15 protein-coding genes and 3 tRNA genes are annotated in these 15,215 nt (G+C 54.0%); 1 reads left to right on the plus strand and 17 read right to left on the minus strand.

Annotated features, from left to right (window positions below; genetic code table 11):
• Window position 1: 1 nt before the first annotated feature.
• The 13 genes from nuoL to ACTU44_RS14105 form a co-directional block, all read right to left on the minus strand.
• Window positions 2–2,005 (minus strand): NADH-quinone oxidoreductase subunit L, encoded by a 2,004-nt coding sequence (gene nuoL, locus ACTU44_RS14045; RefSeq protein ID WP_114097357.1) that lies wholly within the window; start codon window positions 2,003–2,005, stop codon window positions 2–4.
• A gap of 7 nt (window positions 2,006–2,012) precedes the next feature.
• Window positions 2,013–2,321: an NADH-quinone oxidoreductase subunit NuoK gene (nuoK, locus tag ACTU44_RS14050; protein WP_007089416.1), complete on the minus strand. Its 309-nt coding sequence runs from the start codon at window positions 2,319–2,321 to the stop codon at window positions 2,013–2,015.
• Window positions 2,321–2,929: an NADH-quinone oxidoreductase subunit J gene (locus tag ACTU44_RS14055; protein ID WP_114097356.1), complete on the minus strand. Its 609-nt coding sequence runs from the start codon at window positions 2,927–2,929 to the stop codon at window positions 2,321–2,323. Before ACTU44_RS14055 ends, nuoK begins: the two co-directional genes overlap by 1 nt.
• An 83-nt stretch (window positions 2,930–3,012) precedes the next feature.
• Window positions 3,013–3,501 (minus strand): NADH-quinone oxidoreductase subunit NuoI, encoded by a 489-nt coding sequence (gene nuoI, locus ACTU44_RS14060; protein WP_068518918.1) that lies wholly within the window; start codon window positions 3,499–3,501, stop codon window positions 3,013–3,015.
• Between the two features lie 31 nt (window positions 3,502–3,532).
• Window positions 3,533–4,546, minus strand: a complete 1,014-nt coding sequence (gene nuoH, locus ACTU44_RS14065) for an NADH-quinone oxidoreductase subunit NuoH (RefSeq protein ID WP_114097355.1) — start codon at window positions 4,544–4,546, stop codon at window positions 3,533–3,535.
• An 86-nt stretch (window positions 4,547–4,632) separates the two neighbouring features.
• On the minus strand, window positions 4,633–6,693 hold the full coding sequence (nuoG, locus tag ACTU44_RS14070) for an NADH-quinone oxidoreductase subunit NuoG (RefSeq protein WP_462095706.1): 2,061 nt from the start codon (window positions 6,691–6,693) through the stop codon (window positions 4,633–4,635).
• Window positions 6,694–6,720: 27 nt separating this feature from the next.
• The gene (gene nuoF, locus ACTU44_RS14075; RefSeq protein ID WP_114097353.1) at window positions 6,721–8,001 is read right to left on the minus strand and encodes an NADH-quinone oxidoreductase subunit NuoF; all 1,281 of its coding nucleotides are present in this window, start codon (window positions 7,999–8,001) and stop codon (window positions 6,721–6,723) included.
• A 1-nt stretch (window position 8,002) separates the two neighbouring features.
• Window positions 8,003–8,665, minus strand: a complete 663-nt coding sequence (gene nuoE, locus ACTU44_RS14080) for an NADH-quinone oxidoreductase subunit NuoE (protein WP_462095707.1) — start codon at window positions 8,663–8,665, stop codon at window positions 8,003–8,005.
• The gene (locus tag ACTU44_RS14085) at window positions 8,662–9,840 is read right to left on the minus strand and encodes an NADH-quinone oxidoreductase subunit D (protein WP_114097351.1); all 1,179 of its coding nucleotides are present in this window, start codon (window positions 9,838–9,840) and stop codon (window positions 8,662–8,664) included. The genes nuoE and ACTU44_RS14085 overlap by 4 nt, the downstream gene beginning before the upstream one ends.
• Entirely contained in the window at window positions 9,840–10,469 is a 630-nt protein-coding gene (locus tag ACTU44_RS14090) for an NADH-quinone oxidoreductase subunit C (RefSeq protein WP_181850171.1), read from the minus strand. Before ACTU44_RS14090 ends, ACTU44_RS14085 begins: the two co-directional genes overlap by 1 nt.
• A gap of 19 nt (window positions 10,470–10,488) precedes the next feature.
• Window positions 10,489–11,031, minus strand: coding sequence for a NuoB/complex I 20 kDa subunit family protein (locus ACTU44_RS14095; RefSeq protein WP_114097350.1), 543 nt, complete (start codon window positions 11,029–11,031; stop codon window positions 10,489–10,491).
• On the minus strand, window positions 11,022–11,387 hold the full coding sequence (locus tag ACTU44_RS14100; RefSeq protein WP_008891231.1) for an NADH-quinone oxidoreductase subunit A: 366 nt from the start codon (window positions 11,385–11,387) through the stop codon (window positions 11,022–11,024). Before ACTU44_RS14100 ends, ACTU44_RS14095 begins: the two co-directional genes overlap by 10 nt.
• A gap of 284 nt (window positions 11,388–11,671) precedes the next feature.
• A tRNA-Asp gene (locus ACTU44_RS14105) sits at window positions 11,672–11,748 on the minus strand.
• A gap of 312 nt (window positions 11,749–12,060) precedes the next feature.
• Between ACTU44_RS14105 and fliG the strand changes: the two genes are divergently transcribed.
• Window positions 12,061–13,080, plus strand: a complete 1,020-nt coding sequence (gene fliG / locus ACTU44_RS14110) for a flagellar motor switch protein FliG (RefSeq protein WP_114097349.1) — start codon at window positions 12,061–12,063, stop codon at window positions 13,078–13,080.
• Window positions 13,081–13,172: 92 nt separating this feature from the next.
• Here the strand turns inward: fliG and ACTU44_RS14115 are convergent, their stop codons facing one another.
• The 4 genes from ACTU44_RS14115 to ACTU44_RS14130 all read right to left on the minus strand — a co-directional run bounded on the left by ACTU44_RS14115 (window position 13,173) and on the right by ACTU44_RS14130 (window position 15,007).
• The gene (locus ACTU44_RS14115; protein WP_462095708.1) at window positions 13,173–13,805 is read right to left on the minus strand and encodes a hypothetical protein; all 633 of its coding nucleotides are present in this window, start codon (window positions 13,803–13,805) and stop codon (window positions 13,173–13,175) included.
• 385 nt (window positions 13,806–14,190) lie between these two features.
• Window positions 14,191–14,267, minus strand: a tRNA-Val gene (locus ACTU44_RS14120).
• Between the two features lie 276 nt (window positions 14,268–14,543).
• Window positions 14,544–14,620: transfer RNA gene (locus ACTU44_RS14125), tRNA-Val, on the minus strand.
• A gap of 114 nt (window positions 14,621–14,734) precedes the next feature.
• Window positions 14,735–15,007, minus strand: a complete 273-nt coding sequence (locus ACTU44_RS14130; RefSeq protein ID WP_114097348.1) for an HU family DNA-binding protein — start codon at window positions 15,005–15,007, stop codon at window positions 14,735–14,737.
• Window positions 15,008–15,215 lie beyond the last annotated feature (208 nt).

A 15,215-nucleotide genomic window follows, 5' to 3' on the forward strand; every position in this document is an offset into this window, starting at 1 on the left:
GTTAACCCATCTTCCAAATTGTGTAGGAGACCAGCGCTGCAATACCGATCAGCATTGCAAATGCATAGTGATAGACGAAACCACTCTGAATGGCGCTGACGCGACGTGCGATGTTACGGCAAGCAGCAGCAACACCATCCGGGCCGCAACCATCAATGATGGCACCATCACCCGATTTCCAGAAACCATAGCCAAGAGCAAAGGCCGGCTTCACGAAAATCTTGTCATAGAGTTCATCAAAGTACCATTTGTTCAGCGCAAAGCGATACAGACCGTTGAAGGTGTTCGCCAGAGTCCGCGGAAGCGACGGAACCAGTTTGTACATCACAAGCGCAATGACAAAGCCTGATACCATGGCAACAAACGGTGCCAGTTTGACCCAACCCGGAACATGGTGGGCATTTTCAAGGGCAGTATGACCCTCGGCCATGAAGATCGCGCCGTTCCAGAAGGACAGCATTTCTTCATAGTCGCCGCCGCCGAACCAGTCTTTTGCAAACCAGCCGGCAAAGATCGCACCAACAGTCAGGAACAGCAGCGGACCGGTCATGACAGCCGGGCTTTCATGAACATGTGCCATGGTACGTTCATCGGCGCGCGGAGCACCAAAGAAGGTCATGAACACCAGACGCCAGCTATAGAACGAGGTCATCAGTGCAGCAAGGATACCAGCCCAGAAGGCATAAAGACCGACATTGGTATGTGCAGCATACGCACTTTCGATCACAAGGTCCTTGGAATAGAAGCCTGCAAGGCCCGGGAAACCGGTAATCGCAAGCGTACCAACCATCATGACAGCAAAGGTCAGCGGAACCATTTTCCAGATACCACCCATCTTGCGCATGTCCTGTTCATCAGACATCGCATGGATGACCGAACCGGCCCCAAGGAACAGAAGCGCCTTGAAGAAGCCGTGGGTCATCAGGTGGAATACACCAGCCGAATATGCCGACACGCCGCAAGCAAAGAACATGTAGCCGAGCTGCGAACAGGTCGAATATGCAATCACGCGCTTGATGTCGTTCTGAACGCAACCGACGGTCGCGGCAAAGAATGCTGTGGTCGCACCAACAATGGTGATGATCATCAGGGTGGTTTCAGCATATTCGAAGATCGGCGACAGACGCGCGACCATGAATACGCCAGCCGTTACCATGGTTGCCGCGTGGATAAGTGCGGAAACCGGGGTCGGGCCTTCCATTGCATCGGGAAGCCATGTGTGCAGACCAAGCTGTGCCGATTTACCCATCGCGCCGATGAACAGCAGGAAGCAGGTAATTTCCAGAGCGGAGAATTCGTGCCCCAGGAACATCAGTGTCGTACCGGCGACTTCTTCGGCATTGCCAAAGATGACGTCGAACTGGACGCTGTCAAACAGCACATAGACCGCAAAGATACCAAGTGCAAAACCGAAGTCACCGACACGGTTAACGACGAAAGCCTTGATCGCAGCAGCCGACGCCGACGGTTTGGAATACCAGAAACCGATCAGAAGGTAGGATGCAAGACCAACGCCTTCCCAACCGAAGAACAGCTGGATCAGGTTGTCGGCAGTAATCAGCATCAACATCGCAAAGGTGAACAGGCTGAGATACGCCATGAAGCGCGGCTTGTCCGGATCATGCGACATGTAGCCGATCGAATAGATGTGCACCATCGAGGAAACACCGGTCACAACGATCAGCATCACACAGGTCAGCGTATCAATACGCAGGGCCCAGGAAGCATCGAAGCTGCCCGAAGAAATCCAGGTGAACAGTTCGATCGTCTGCGGGTTCCCGCCAAGGGCGACATCCACAAAGGCAAAGATCGAAATGATAAAGGCAATAACAACACCGCAAACGGTGACAAGCTGTGCCACACGATCAGCCGAAGAAACACCATGATGGTGATGACCATGTGCGTCATGCGGGGCATCTTTTGCGGTCGACATTGCGCCGACCAGCGTGATGGCCCCGGCAATGGCTGCCGCGATCAGGGGCAGGAATACAATCAACGGATACATATCTGCCTTACCCCTTCATCATGTTGATGTCTTCAACCGCGATGGTGCCGCGGTTACGGAAATAGACGACCAGGATCGCCAGACCAATCGCTGCTTCAGCCGCAGCAACCGTCAGAACGAAGATGGTGAAAACCTGTCCAACGAGGTCGCCGAGGAACGACGAGAACGCGACCAGATTGATATTGACCGCCAGCAGCATCAGCTCGATCGACATCATGATGATGATGACGTTCTTGCGGTTCATGAAGATGCCGAAGATCCCGAGTGTGAAAAGGATCGCCGCGACGGTCAGATAATGTGCAAGACCGATTTCCATCAGATCCCCCTTCCGACCGGAACTTTTTTGATTTCAAGCGTATCAGCGCGGTTACGCTTGACCTGCTCGGAGATTTTCTGACGACGGACACCTTCGCGGTGACGCAGCGTCAGGACAATTGCGCCAATCATCGCAACAAGCAGAACCAGACCAGCCGCCTGGAAGATGTATGCGTAATCGGTGTAAATCAGACGACCAAGCGCCTCTACGTTAGTAACGCCTTCCGGTGTCGGCTGTGCGAGAACCGCGACCGCCCCGTCCGTCAGGGTCCAACCAGCGCCAACCAGTGCAAGTTCGACGAACAGAACAACTGCGATCAGAACCCCGATCGGCAGGTAGTTCAGGAAACCCTGGCGCATTTCAACAAAGTTGATGTCCAGCATCATCACGACGAACAGGAACAGGACTGCAACCGCGCCGACATAGACGACGACGAGCAGCATGGCGAGAAACTCGGCACCCAGCAGGACGAAAAGTCCGGCTGCGTTAAAGAATGTCAAGATCAGCAACAGTACCGAATGCACCGGGTTGCGAACGGTCACAACCGCAGTCGCGGACAGGACCGCGACGGTAGCAAACAGGTAAAAAGCCAAAGCCTGTACGACCATAAGGTACCCCCTTGGCGAACCGTTGCCGCCCTTCTGGCTGACAACGGCCCATGAACTCTCTTTCTAACGATCAGACGCGACACTTACCGGTAAGGTGCGTCTGCCTCCAATCGTGCAGCAAGCTCGGCTTCCCAACGCTCGCCGTTTGCCAGCAGCTTGTCCTTGTCATAGAACAGCTCCTCGCGGTTTTCGGTTGCGAACTCGAAGTTCGGACCTTCGACGATGGCATCTACCGGGCAGGCTTCTTCACAGAAACCACAATAGATGCATTTCGTCATATCAATGTCGTAGCGGGTTGTACGACGCGAACCATCGTCACGCGGCTCTACCTCGATGGTAATGGCCTGTGCCGGGCAGATTGCTTCGCAAAGTTTACAAGCAATGCAACGCTCTTCCCCGTTCGGGTAGCGGCGCAGTGCGTGTTCACCACGGAAACGCGGGCTCAGCGGGCCTTTTTCATACGGGTAGTTCAGCGTCACTTTCGGCTTGAACATGTATTTCAAGGTGAGCGCCATACCCGATACGAGTTCCGCGAGCAGGAAGCTCCGGGCCGTCCGATCAATAAATGACATCGTTTACCTCTCTCTTTCCGATGCGCGGCGATCAGGCCGGGACCTTGTCAAAAACAACGAGGAACGTGGCAACCAGCATGACCCATGCGAAAGACAGTGGCAGGAAGATTTTCCAGCCCAGACGCATCAGTTGGTCATAACGGTAACGCGGGAAGGTTGCACGGACCCACAGGAAGATGAACAGAACGAAGCAGATCTTCAGAATGAACCAGATCGCCCCCGGGATGAATTCGAGGAACGGCAACGGCGCGCTCCAGCCACCCAGGAACAGAATGGCACACAGGCCACTCATCAGGATCATGTTGGCGTATTCACCCAGGAAGAACAGCGCAAAGGTCATTGCCGAATAATCGACGTTATAACCCGAAACCAGTTCGGCTTCCGCTTCGGGAAGGTCAAACGGTGCGCGGTTGGTTTCTGCGAGGATGGACACGATGAAGATGATGAACATCGGGAAGTGGTAGACAAAGTTCCACTCCCAGATCCCGCCGGTCTGACCGCGGACGATGTCGCTCAGGTTCAAGGAGCCGGTCGTCAACAGAACCGAAATGATGATCAGGCCGATCGAAATCTCGTACGAAACCATCTGGGCGCCGGAACGCAGCGCACCAAGGAATGCGTATTTGGAGTTCGATGCCCAACCGGCCATCACGATGCCGTAAACACCCAGCGAAGAAATCGCGAAGATATAAAGGATACCGACATTCAGATCGGCCAGTACCATGCCCTCGTCGAACGGAATAACCGCCCAGGCAATGATCGCCAGAATGAAAGTCAGCATCGGGGCGATGATAAACACGCCCTTGTTCGCGCTGCTCGGAATGATTGTTTCTTTCAGAAACAGCTTCAGACCATCAGCGAGCGGTTGCAGAAGGCCAAACGGCCCCACAACGTTCGGGCCCTTACGGAGCTGAATAGCACCGATAACCTTACGCTCTGCGTAGGTCAGATAAGCGACAGCAACCAGCAGCGGGACAACAATCGCCAAAATCTTGGCGACGATCCAGACTAGCGGTTCAATATATCCGTCCCAAAGAAGTTCCATCGGTCAAACCGTATCTTTTGCGTTTCGTCCCAGAATTGGGACACCCCCTTGTGGGATGGGCGACGAAATTGCGCCGCCCATCTTACTCAGGCAACCTTCTCGGCAGCCGCGTCCTTAACAAAGGCCTCAGTACATTTGGCCATCGTTACCGATGCGCGGCTGATCGGGTCGGTCATATAGAAATTGCGAACCGGAGAAACGAAACCTTCCGGCTTCATGTCACCTGCTTTACCGAAATCGGTCCATTCTGCCTTGGACGGAACGTTCAGCGACGCGAAGGTCGGGCTGATTTCCACCATACGGGCACGAACAGCATCGATATTGTTGTACGGCAGGGTCTGGTCAAGCGCGCCCGAAAGTGCGCGAACAATTGCCCAGTCCTCACGCGCGTCACCAACCGGGAAGATCGCACGCCAGCCCTGCTGGGCGCGGCCTTCGGTGTTGACATACGTGCCGTTCTTTTCGGTATAGGCAGCACCCGGCAGAATAACGTCTGCCGCCTGGGCACCGGCATCACCCATTGCACCCTGGTAAATGACAAATGCCTTTTCCAGTTTTCTCATGTCGACTTCGTCTGCACCCAGAAGATAGACGACTTCGACGTCGCCTTTGGCTGCGGCATCAAGGATGTCATTGGTTGCAAGACCGCCCTCGCCCGGGACAAAGCCCAGATCAAGGCCGCCAACACGCGATGCGGCGGTGTGCAGAACGTTAAAGCCGTTCCATTCACCCGAAACCATGCCGAATTTCTCGGCAATCGCGCGGGTCGCTGCCAGAACAGCATCGCCGTCTTCACGGTTCAGAGCGCCCATACCGACGATGATCATCGGTTTGTCAGCTGCCTCAAGGATCTTGGCGAAGTCGTTCTTGCCTGCAAGAATTTCAGCAAGGGTGTCCGGGCCTGCGCCAAGATAATCGTTCTTGTAGGTCGGATCCCATTTCTCGCCGATGATGCCGACTTTGAAATCACCGGCAGTCGAACGCCAGCGCTTGCGCAGGCGGGAATTGATGATCGGCGCTTCGGCACGGATATTTGCACCGACGATCAGGCAGGCATCTGCCTCGTCAATACCGGCAATCGTACTGTTGAAGATATAGGAAGCACGCGGGCCGCCAATCTTCGAACCGTCCTGACGGCAATCAAGGTTCGGGGAACCCAGTTTACCCATCAGATCCTTGAGCGCGGTCATTGCTTCACAATCGACCGTGTCACCGGCAAGTGCGGCAATCTTTTTGCCGTCCAGACCGGAAACCTTTGCCTTGATCGCGGCAAATGCCTCGTCCCAGCTTGCAGGCTGGAGCTTGCCATTCACACGAACATACGGACGGTCAAGGCGCTGACGCTTCAGACCATCGATGGCGTAACGGGTTTTGTCCGAAATCCATTCTTCGTTGATGTCTTCGTTCGTGCGCGGCAGAACACGCAGAACTTCGGCGGTGCGGGCATCGATACGAATGTTCGAGCCAACCGCATCCATCACGTCGATGCTATCGGTTTTCTTCAGTTCCCACGGGCGTGCGGTAAACGCATACGGCTTGGAAGTCAAAGCGCCAACCGGACAAAGATCAATCAGGTTGCCCGAAAGTTCGGAATTGATTGATGCTTCGATATACGGTCCGACCTCGGTATCCTCGCCACGGTATACAGCACCCATGGTGCCGACACCGGCGACTTCCTCGGAGAAACGCACACAGCGGGTGCAGTGAATGCAACGGGTCATGATCGTTTTGACGATCGGGCCCAGTTCCTTGTCTTTCACTGCGCGTTTTTTCTCGGCGTAACGTGAAGAATCAAAACCATAGGCCATGGCCTGGTCCTGAAGGTCACATTCACCCCCCTGGTCACAGATCGGGCAATCCAGCGGATGGTTGATCAGCAGGAATTCCATCACGCCATTGCGTGCTTTCTTGACCAGGTCGGAATCGGTTTTGATCACCATTCCGTCTGCCGCAGGCATGGCACAGGAAGCAACCGGTTTCGGTGCACGTTCCATTTCAACCAGGCACATACGGCAGTTGCCGGCGATTGACAGGCGTTCGTGATAGCAGAAACGCGGGATTTCCTTTCCGGCCTCTTCACAGGCCTGAAGGACTGTCGCCCCGGCTTCTACTTCAACTTCAATACCGTCAACTGTTAGTTTCGGCATGTCTCAATCCCTCTCAACAGGCCCCTCTCAGGCCGCGATCCGTGCGCGATATTCCTTGATCCGACGTTCCATTTCGGGACGGAAATGACGGATAAGGCCCTGAATAGGCCATGCAGCTGCATCGCCAAGCGCACAAATGGTGTGGCCTTCGACCTGTTTGGTCACATCCCACAACAGATCAATTTCATCAAGCGTGGCTTCGCCGCGGACCATGCGCGCCATCATGCGCATCATCCAGCCAGTGCCTTCACGGCACGGCGTGCACTGACCACAGCTTTCATGCTTGTAGAATTCCGACAGACGCGCGATCGCGTAGACAATGTCAGTCGACTTGTCCATGACGATCACAGCCGCCGTCCCAAGACCCGAACCCACTTCACGCAGGCCGTCGAAGTCCATCAGAACGTCGTCGCAAACATCTTTGGGCATCAACGGAACCGACGAACCACCCGGGATAACCGCAAGAAGGTTGTCCCAGCCACCACGGACGCCGCCGCAATGCTTTTCGATCAGTTCACGCAGCGGAATGCTCATCGCTTCTTCGACAGTACACGGCTTTTCGACGTGACCGGAAATGGCGAACAGCTTGGTACCGTGGTTGTTTTCACGGCCAAAGCTTGAGAACCACGAACCGCCACGACGCAGAATGGTCGGAACGGCTGCGATACTTTCAACGTTGTTCACCGTGGTCGGGCAACCATACAGACCGGCGTTTGCCGGGAATGGCGGCTTGAGACGCGGCTGACCTTTTTTACCTTCGATACTTTCAATCAGGGCGGTTTCTTCGCCGCAGATGTAAGCACCAGCACCAAGATGCAGGTAAAGGTCAAAGTCCCAGCCTGAACCACAGGCGTTCTTACCGATCAGACCCGCTTCATAAGCTTCGTCGATCGCACGCTGAAGGTTGGATGCCTCGTGGTAGAATTCACCACGAATATAGATGTAAGCGGCATGTGCATTCATCGCAAAGCTGGCAAGAAGGCAACCTTCCACCAGTGTATGCGGATCATTACGCATGATTTCGCGGTCTTTGCAGGTGCCTGGCTCGCCTTCGTCGGCATTAACGACGAGATAGCTCGGACGACCATCAGATTCCTTGGGCATGAACGACCATTTAAGGCCGGTCGGGAAGCCCGCGCCCCCGCGACCACGCATACCGGATGCTTTCATCTCGTCGATGATCCAGTCGCGGCCTTTTTCGATCAGGGCCTTGGTACCATCCCAGTTACCACGGGACTGCGCGCCCTTGAGGCCGAAATCCTGGAAACCATACAGGTTGGTAAAGATACGATCCTTATCCTGCAGCATATCAGGCGTCCCCTTCGCTTGCATCAGCGCCCTGCGGGGCTGCACCGCAGCCACAGAATGCCTTCAGAACCTTCGGACCCCCCATCGGTTCACAACCTTTGCGGCCGCTCTGCGGACCGGCTTTAGGCGTCTCGCCCTTTTTAAGGGAATCAAGGATCGCCTTGGTCGTTTCCGGGGTCAGGTCTTCATAATAATCGTCGTTGATCTGCATCATCGGGGCGTTAACACACGCACCAAGGCATTCAACCTCAATCATGGTGAACTGACCATCTTCAGTGGTTTCGCCGATGCCAATGCCGAGTTCCTTTTTGCAGGTATCGACAATGTCGGCAGAACCGCGAAGCCAGCACGGCGTCGTGGTGCAAACCTGGATGAAGTTCTTACCCACCGGGGCAAGGTTATACATCGTATAGAAGGTTGCGACCTCGTAGACGCGAATGGCGGGCATTTCGAGCATGTCGGCAATGTAATCCATTGCGACGGTCGGAACCCAGTTTCCTTCGGTCTGACGCTGTGCGAGATCAAGCAGCGGCATGACCGCACTCTGCTGGCGGCCTTCCGGATACTTGGCGATGATCTTATTTGCCTTTTCCAGATTTTCCGGAGTGAAAGCAAAGCTGGTCGGTTGAAGCTCTTTCGGAGCTGGTCTTCTCAAATGGCTCATCGGTCAATCTCACCGAACACGATATCTAGCGACCCGATATTGGCAACGACGTCGGCCAGCATGTGACCTTTGGACATGAAGTCGATGCCTTGGAGGTGCGGGAACCCCGGGGCGCGGATTTTGCAGCGATACGGACGGTTCGAGCCATCCGAAACAAGATACACACCAAACTCGCCCTTCGGTGCTTCCACTGCGGCATAGCATTCGCCAGCCGGAACGTGGAAACCTTCGGTGAAGAGTTTGAAGTGATGGATCAGGGCTTCCATCGAACGCTTCATATCGGCGCGCGACGGCGGTGCCACTTTGTTATTCTCAACAATAACAGGACCATCGGGCATATTCTTGATGGCCTGTTTGATGATTTTCAGGGACTGCCACATCTCTTCGAAACGAACGAGGAAGCGGTCATAGCAATCGCCGTTCTTGCCGATCGGGATGTCGAAGTCGAATTCTTCGTAGGAGTCATAAGGCTGCGATTTACGCAGATCCCATGCCAGACCCGATGCACGAATGTTCGGACCGGTGAAGCCCCAGTCAAGCGCCTCTTCCGCACTCACGATACCGATATCAACCGTACGCTGTTTGAAGATACGGTTACCGGTCAGAACGCGGTCAAAGTCCTTGAGGAAGATGTCATACTGATCTGCCCAGGCATCGATGTCTTCAAGAAGACCAGCCGGAAGATCAGCTGCAACACCACCCGGACGGAAATAGTTGGCGTGAAGACGGGCACCACAGGCGCGCTCATAGAATTCCATGAGCTTTTCACGTTCTTCAAAGCCCCAAAGAAGCGGGGTCATCGCACCAACGTCCAGTGCGAACGCGGTCAGGTTCAGAATGTGGTTCAGAATACGACCGATTTCCGCATAAAGAACACGGATATACTGACCACGTTTGGGAACCTCGATCCCCATCAGCTTCTCGATGGCCAGGCAATATGCATGTTCCTGGTTCATCGGAGCAACATAGTCGAGACGGTCGAAATACGGGGTCGCCTGAATATAGCTCTTATATTCGATCAGCTTTTCCGTACCACGATGCAGAAGACCAATATGCGGGTCGGAACGTTCGACAACTTCGCCGTCCATTTCCAGAACCAAACGCAGAACGCCGTGCGCCGCAGGGTGCTGCGGGCCGAAGTTCATGGTCATATTTTTGATTTTTTGTTCGGACATCAGGCGTTGCCCTCCGCCTTTTCATCACCCGGAAGAACATGCTGGATGCCTTCCCACGGGCTTTCGAAATCGAAATTACGGAAATCCTGAACCAGTTTCACCGGTTCGTAGACAACGCGCTTCTGCTCGTCGTCATAGCGAACTTCGACATAACCGGTCAGCGGGAAATCCTTGCGCAGCGGATGACCTTCAAAACCGTAGTCGGTAAGAATACGGCGGGGATCCGGATGACCTGCAAAGAAGATACCGTACATATCCCAGGCTTCACGTTCGAACCAGCCGGCGGCGCTGAAAAGCGGAACACAGCTCGGCACCGGCGTTTCTTCGTCGGTACGGATCTTTACGCGAATACGCAGGTTATGTTTGAGCGACAGCAGGTGGTAAACCACGTCGAAACGTTCAGCACGTTCCGGGTAATCTGCACCACAAACGTCGATAAGCTGCTTGAACAAGCAGCCGGTATCGTCCCGAAGGAAGGTCAGAACTTTAAGAATATCATCGCGCTTTGCGACGATGGTCAGCTCGCCGTAACGAATCTCGCTTTCGAGGATTTCGTTGGCCAGCTGGGACACCACAAGATCTTTAAGATCATTCAATGCGGCGCTGTTATCGCTGAGCAGTTCGCTCATGCAAGCCCCCTATTACGGATCAGCGTGTCAGGACACCAGTACGGCGGATTTTCTTTTGCAACTGCATCACGCCGTAGATCAGCGCTTCGGCTGTCGGCGGGCAACCCGGAACATAAACGTCAACCGGGACAACACGGTCGCAACCGCGAACCACCGAATAGGAATAGTGATAGTAACCGCCGCCATTGGCGCACGACCCCATCGAAATAACCCAGCGCGGCTCTGCCATCTGGTCATAGACCTTGCGCAGTGCCGGGGCCATTTTGTTGGTCAGCGTACCAGCAACGATCATCACGTCTGACTGACGCGGGCTTGGGCGGAACACCAGACCATAACGGTCAAGGTCATAACGCGACGCAGCCGAATGCATCATCTCAACAGCACAGCAGGCAAGACCGAAAGTCATCGGCCAAAGGGAACCGGTGCTTGCCCAGCTTGCCAGCTTGTCGAGATTGGCAAGGACAAAGCCCTTGTCATTCATCTCGTCAAACACGCCCTTAAGCAGTGCATCCTGATCCGTACCGGGTGCCAGGGGTGCGCCTGTATTGGTGCTCACTCCCATTCCAAAGCTCCCTTCTTCCATTCATAGATAAATCCGACCGTCAGAACAGCCAGGAAGATCACCATCGATACAAAGCCGAAAGTCCCGATATCACCGAGGGTAACAGCCCACGGGAACAGGAAGGCGACTTCGAGGTCGAAAATAATGAACAAGATTGCGACCAGATAGAACCGGACGTCGAACTTGATACGCGCATCTTCAAACGGCGCGAACCCGCACTCGTATGCGGACAGTTTCTCAACATCCGGTGCCTGCTTGGCAAGAACCAGCGACGCGATGACGATTACCGCCGAAAGACCGACGGCGATCCCGATAAATACCAGGATCGGAAGATATTCCGAAAGAAGCTCTTGCATCTCTCTGACCTCTCAAGAACAGGCCTTGTGACCCGACCAGGTCCCCACCTGGCCCATTACGGCGCACCATAACGCATGCACCGCACAAGTTCCAGTCCTCAAGCAGCATTAAACCGCTCTAAGACCGGAAACTTTCTAATCTTTTTACCGTTCACTACCGTCCGATATCGGGCCGCATGTCGAGATGATCAAGACCCAAGCGTGCGAAGCAGCATTAGCAACACATGAAAAGATGATCGCGGAAAAGACGAAACACCCGATAACAGACAACAGATGATGGATCATGGCGCGAGCGACGGGACTTGAACCCGCGGCCTCCGGCGTGACAGGCCGGCGCTCTAACCAACTGAGCTACGCCCGCAAAATGACCATCAATCGGCGGGCCTTTGTTAGACCACCCCCAAAACCAAGTCAAGCAGCTAGCAACGTTTTCAACCCATTCGGCAATATCACCTGCGAACATCGCGCTTTGAAACGCATTCCGACCTCTGATTTGTACTGATTTTGGCAATTAAGTACATTTTGCGGACTTATACATGTGGGGCTTTGCAAAGACGCGTCGGCTTTTATAGAATTGTTGACAAATTCCCCCTATCTTACGGTGTGATAGGGGCAAGCCTTGTACGACTGGTTCAGTACGAGGCCAGAGTCATTACGACGGAGAAGACCACCCGTGGGGCGCGTTAAAGAAGAATACAGATCACTGGCCGGGCCCGAGAAGGCAGCGATTCTCATGCTTGCTCTTGGGGAAGAGCACGCGACCAAGATGTTCAGCATGATGGATGACGAGGAAATCAAAGAGATTTCCCAGACCATGTCAGGCCTTGGCACCATCAGCTCCAACATCGTTGAACGTCTGTTTGTCGAGTTTGCCGATCAGCTGTCCTCTACCGGTTCCCTTGTCGGTTCCTTTGATACGACCGAACGCTTGCTGTCCAAGGTTCTGCCCGAAGACCGTGTTAACGGCATCATGGAAGAAATCCGTGGTCCGGCGGGTCGCACCATGTGGGACAAGCTGAATAACGTTAACGAAGCCGTTCTTGCCAACTATCTGAAAAACGAATACCCGCAAACCGTTGGCGTTGTGCTGTCAAAGCTGAAACCCGGTCACTCGGCTTCGGTTCTGTCGCTTCTGCCGGAAAACTTCTCGATGGAAGTCATCATGCGCATGCTGCGTATGGAAGCCGTGCAGAAGGAAGTTCTCGATAACATCGAAAAGACGCTGCGCACCGAATTCATGTCGAACCTTGCGCGTGGCTCGCGCGGCGACAACCACGAATTGATGGCCGATATCTTCAACAGCCTTGATCGCCAGAGTCAGGATCGCTTCCTGACCGCTCTTGAGGAACGCAACCGTGACTCGGCCGAGAAGATCAAGGCGCTCATGTTCACCTTTGAAGACCTTGCCCGTCTCGACAATAACGGTGTTCAGACCCTTCTGCGTCAGGTCGAGAAAGACAAGCTTGCCCTTGCGCTTAAAGGCTCGACCGACCAGATGCGCGATCTGTTCTTCAAGAACATGTCCGAACGCGCAGGCAAGATGATGAAAGAGGACATGGATGCACTGGGGCCGGTTCGTCTTTCGGATGTCGAAGAGTCGCAAATGATGATCGTTCAGCTCGCCAAAGAACTGGCAGCACAGGGCCAGATCGTTATCTCCGAAGGCAGCGGCGAAGACGAAATGGTCTACTAGACCGGTTTCCAGACCCTCAGACACCAGAAAAACCGAAAAGGGACAGCGTTTGTGCTGTCCCTTTGTCATTTGCGGTATCGGATGCCCCTGCCCTAGCCGACAATCACGTTGGGCACCGGGTCAGTAATCGATTTGATTTCCCAGCGCAGCCGGTTCTGGCCGCCGACTTCCTTGAACTCGGCTGCGTTATGACTGCGAATGCCCGCAGTGGTACGAAACTCGATCTTGCCGGTCATCTGATAGCCAAGAGCACTAAGGCGATCCTGATATTGATCCGGCACAAACCCGCCCCGGATTTCGACTGTGTTGCGGTCCTTGTGGAAAAACATCTCGAGAATGCGTGACTGGCGACGCACAAAGACAAAGCTTTTCTCACGGATAATATTACCACGGCGTTCATAGACGATGTTGAACACACCTCGCCCGCTATAGGTCAACTGCTTGACGCCCGAATCGCGCCTGAGATCGGCAAGAACCTTGTCGACCTTTTCCTTTTCCCCGGCAGGATCGAGACTTTGCTCCAACAGCCCCTGGGTAATGGTCGGCTGCACCAGCATCCCCTGATAGCTCAGCCGATAATCGCCATTCCGTTCCATCGAAAGATCGATATTGAAGGCCTCGGGCAAATAGCAGCTGGTCAGAATAAGCGGAACGCAAAGCACAAGCACCAATCGCCGAAGGTGCCAGATGACGCGCGAAACATGCCCGGTCGATGGAATGTTCATGATGCAGGTTCCGTTTCTAGTGACCGATAGCCGAAATTTCTGCCTTAACACTGCCCGTCAGGCGATCAAGCGTCAACTTTTACAGAGAGTTATCGGGCTTTAATGAGATGTGGATAACGCTGCAACCATTCAGTCACCGACAAACCCCAGCCTTCCCCCAAAGCACCAGGACCACAAAGCGGCTTATAACAGCCCTGAGGGCGCACGCACCTGCAACAGGCGCCATTTGTCATGAAACACTCAATGCATGCCGTGTAGCCGTAAAACAGCCTTTGACGCAATGCAGCGCGCAAACCGGTAGTGATCGACCAAGTCTGAATGGAAAGGGCACCAGAGCCGAAAATCAGGCAAAGAAAAAAGGCAGCCTTTAGGGCTGCCTTTTTCGTGGTGGGTGATGAGAGATTCGAACTCCCGACCCTCTCGGTGTAAACGAGATGCTCTAACCAGCTGAGCTAATCACCCGTTGCTTGTCCGCGCTGTTTTCTGCGGAAGCGGGCGGAACTTACCATGCTTTTTACAAAATGCAATGCCCTGTTTGCATAAAAATGTAACTTCTATTTCAAGGGTATTTATCCATGATGGCTGGTCAACCTGAACCCGCCAAAAATGCGACGTATTACCCGAAAAACAGAACCCGCGAACCAGCATTTTGCTTCAAGGCCTGCGTGATGTGATTCGGAAAAGATTCGAATCATGCCCGAACACGAAAAAAGGCAGCCTTTAGGGCTGCCTTTTTTATGGTGGGTGATGAGAGATTCGAACTCCCGACCCTCTCGGTGTAAACGAGATGCTCTAACCAGCTGAGCTAATCACCCGTTGCTTGTCCGCGCTGTTTCTTGCGGAAGCGGGGCGGAACATAACATGGTTTTTACAAAAAGCAATGCCGGTGACGCTTGTCACCGGCATTTTTTCCAAGAACTTCGTCAAACTTAGTTGACGGCGTCCTTAAGGCCTTTACCAGCCTTGAACTTCGGCTGTTTCGATGCCGGAATGTCGATTTCTTCACCGGTGCGCGGGTTGCGACCTTTTGAAGCAGCGCGAGCAGCGACAGCGAAGGTACCGAAACCAACCAGACGAACTTCGTCGCCGGATTTAAGAGATTCGGTGATGGAATCGAAAACAGCGTCAACCGCTTTTGCAGCGTCAGCTTTGGACAGATCAGCTTTAGCAGCTACACTTCCAACGAGATCGTTTTTATTCACTTCCTGGCCCCCTTGTTTGGACGTTCGGAGTTATGAGGAAATTTGGTTTGCCCCAAACCTGTTGCATGGGCAGTGTAAGCAGGTAGCAAACAGCTCGTCAATGCGAGAGACGCAGTTTTCTGCGGTTTTTGACGTTTTTTTCGATTTTTTGCGCTTTACACCAATCTCGACATGTCCCTTCGCCGATTCTTGGTCAAAGTTATCCACA

It is taken from the genome of Thalassospira sp. SM2505, assembly GCF_054901115.1.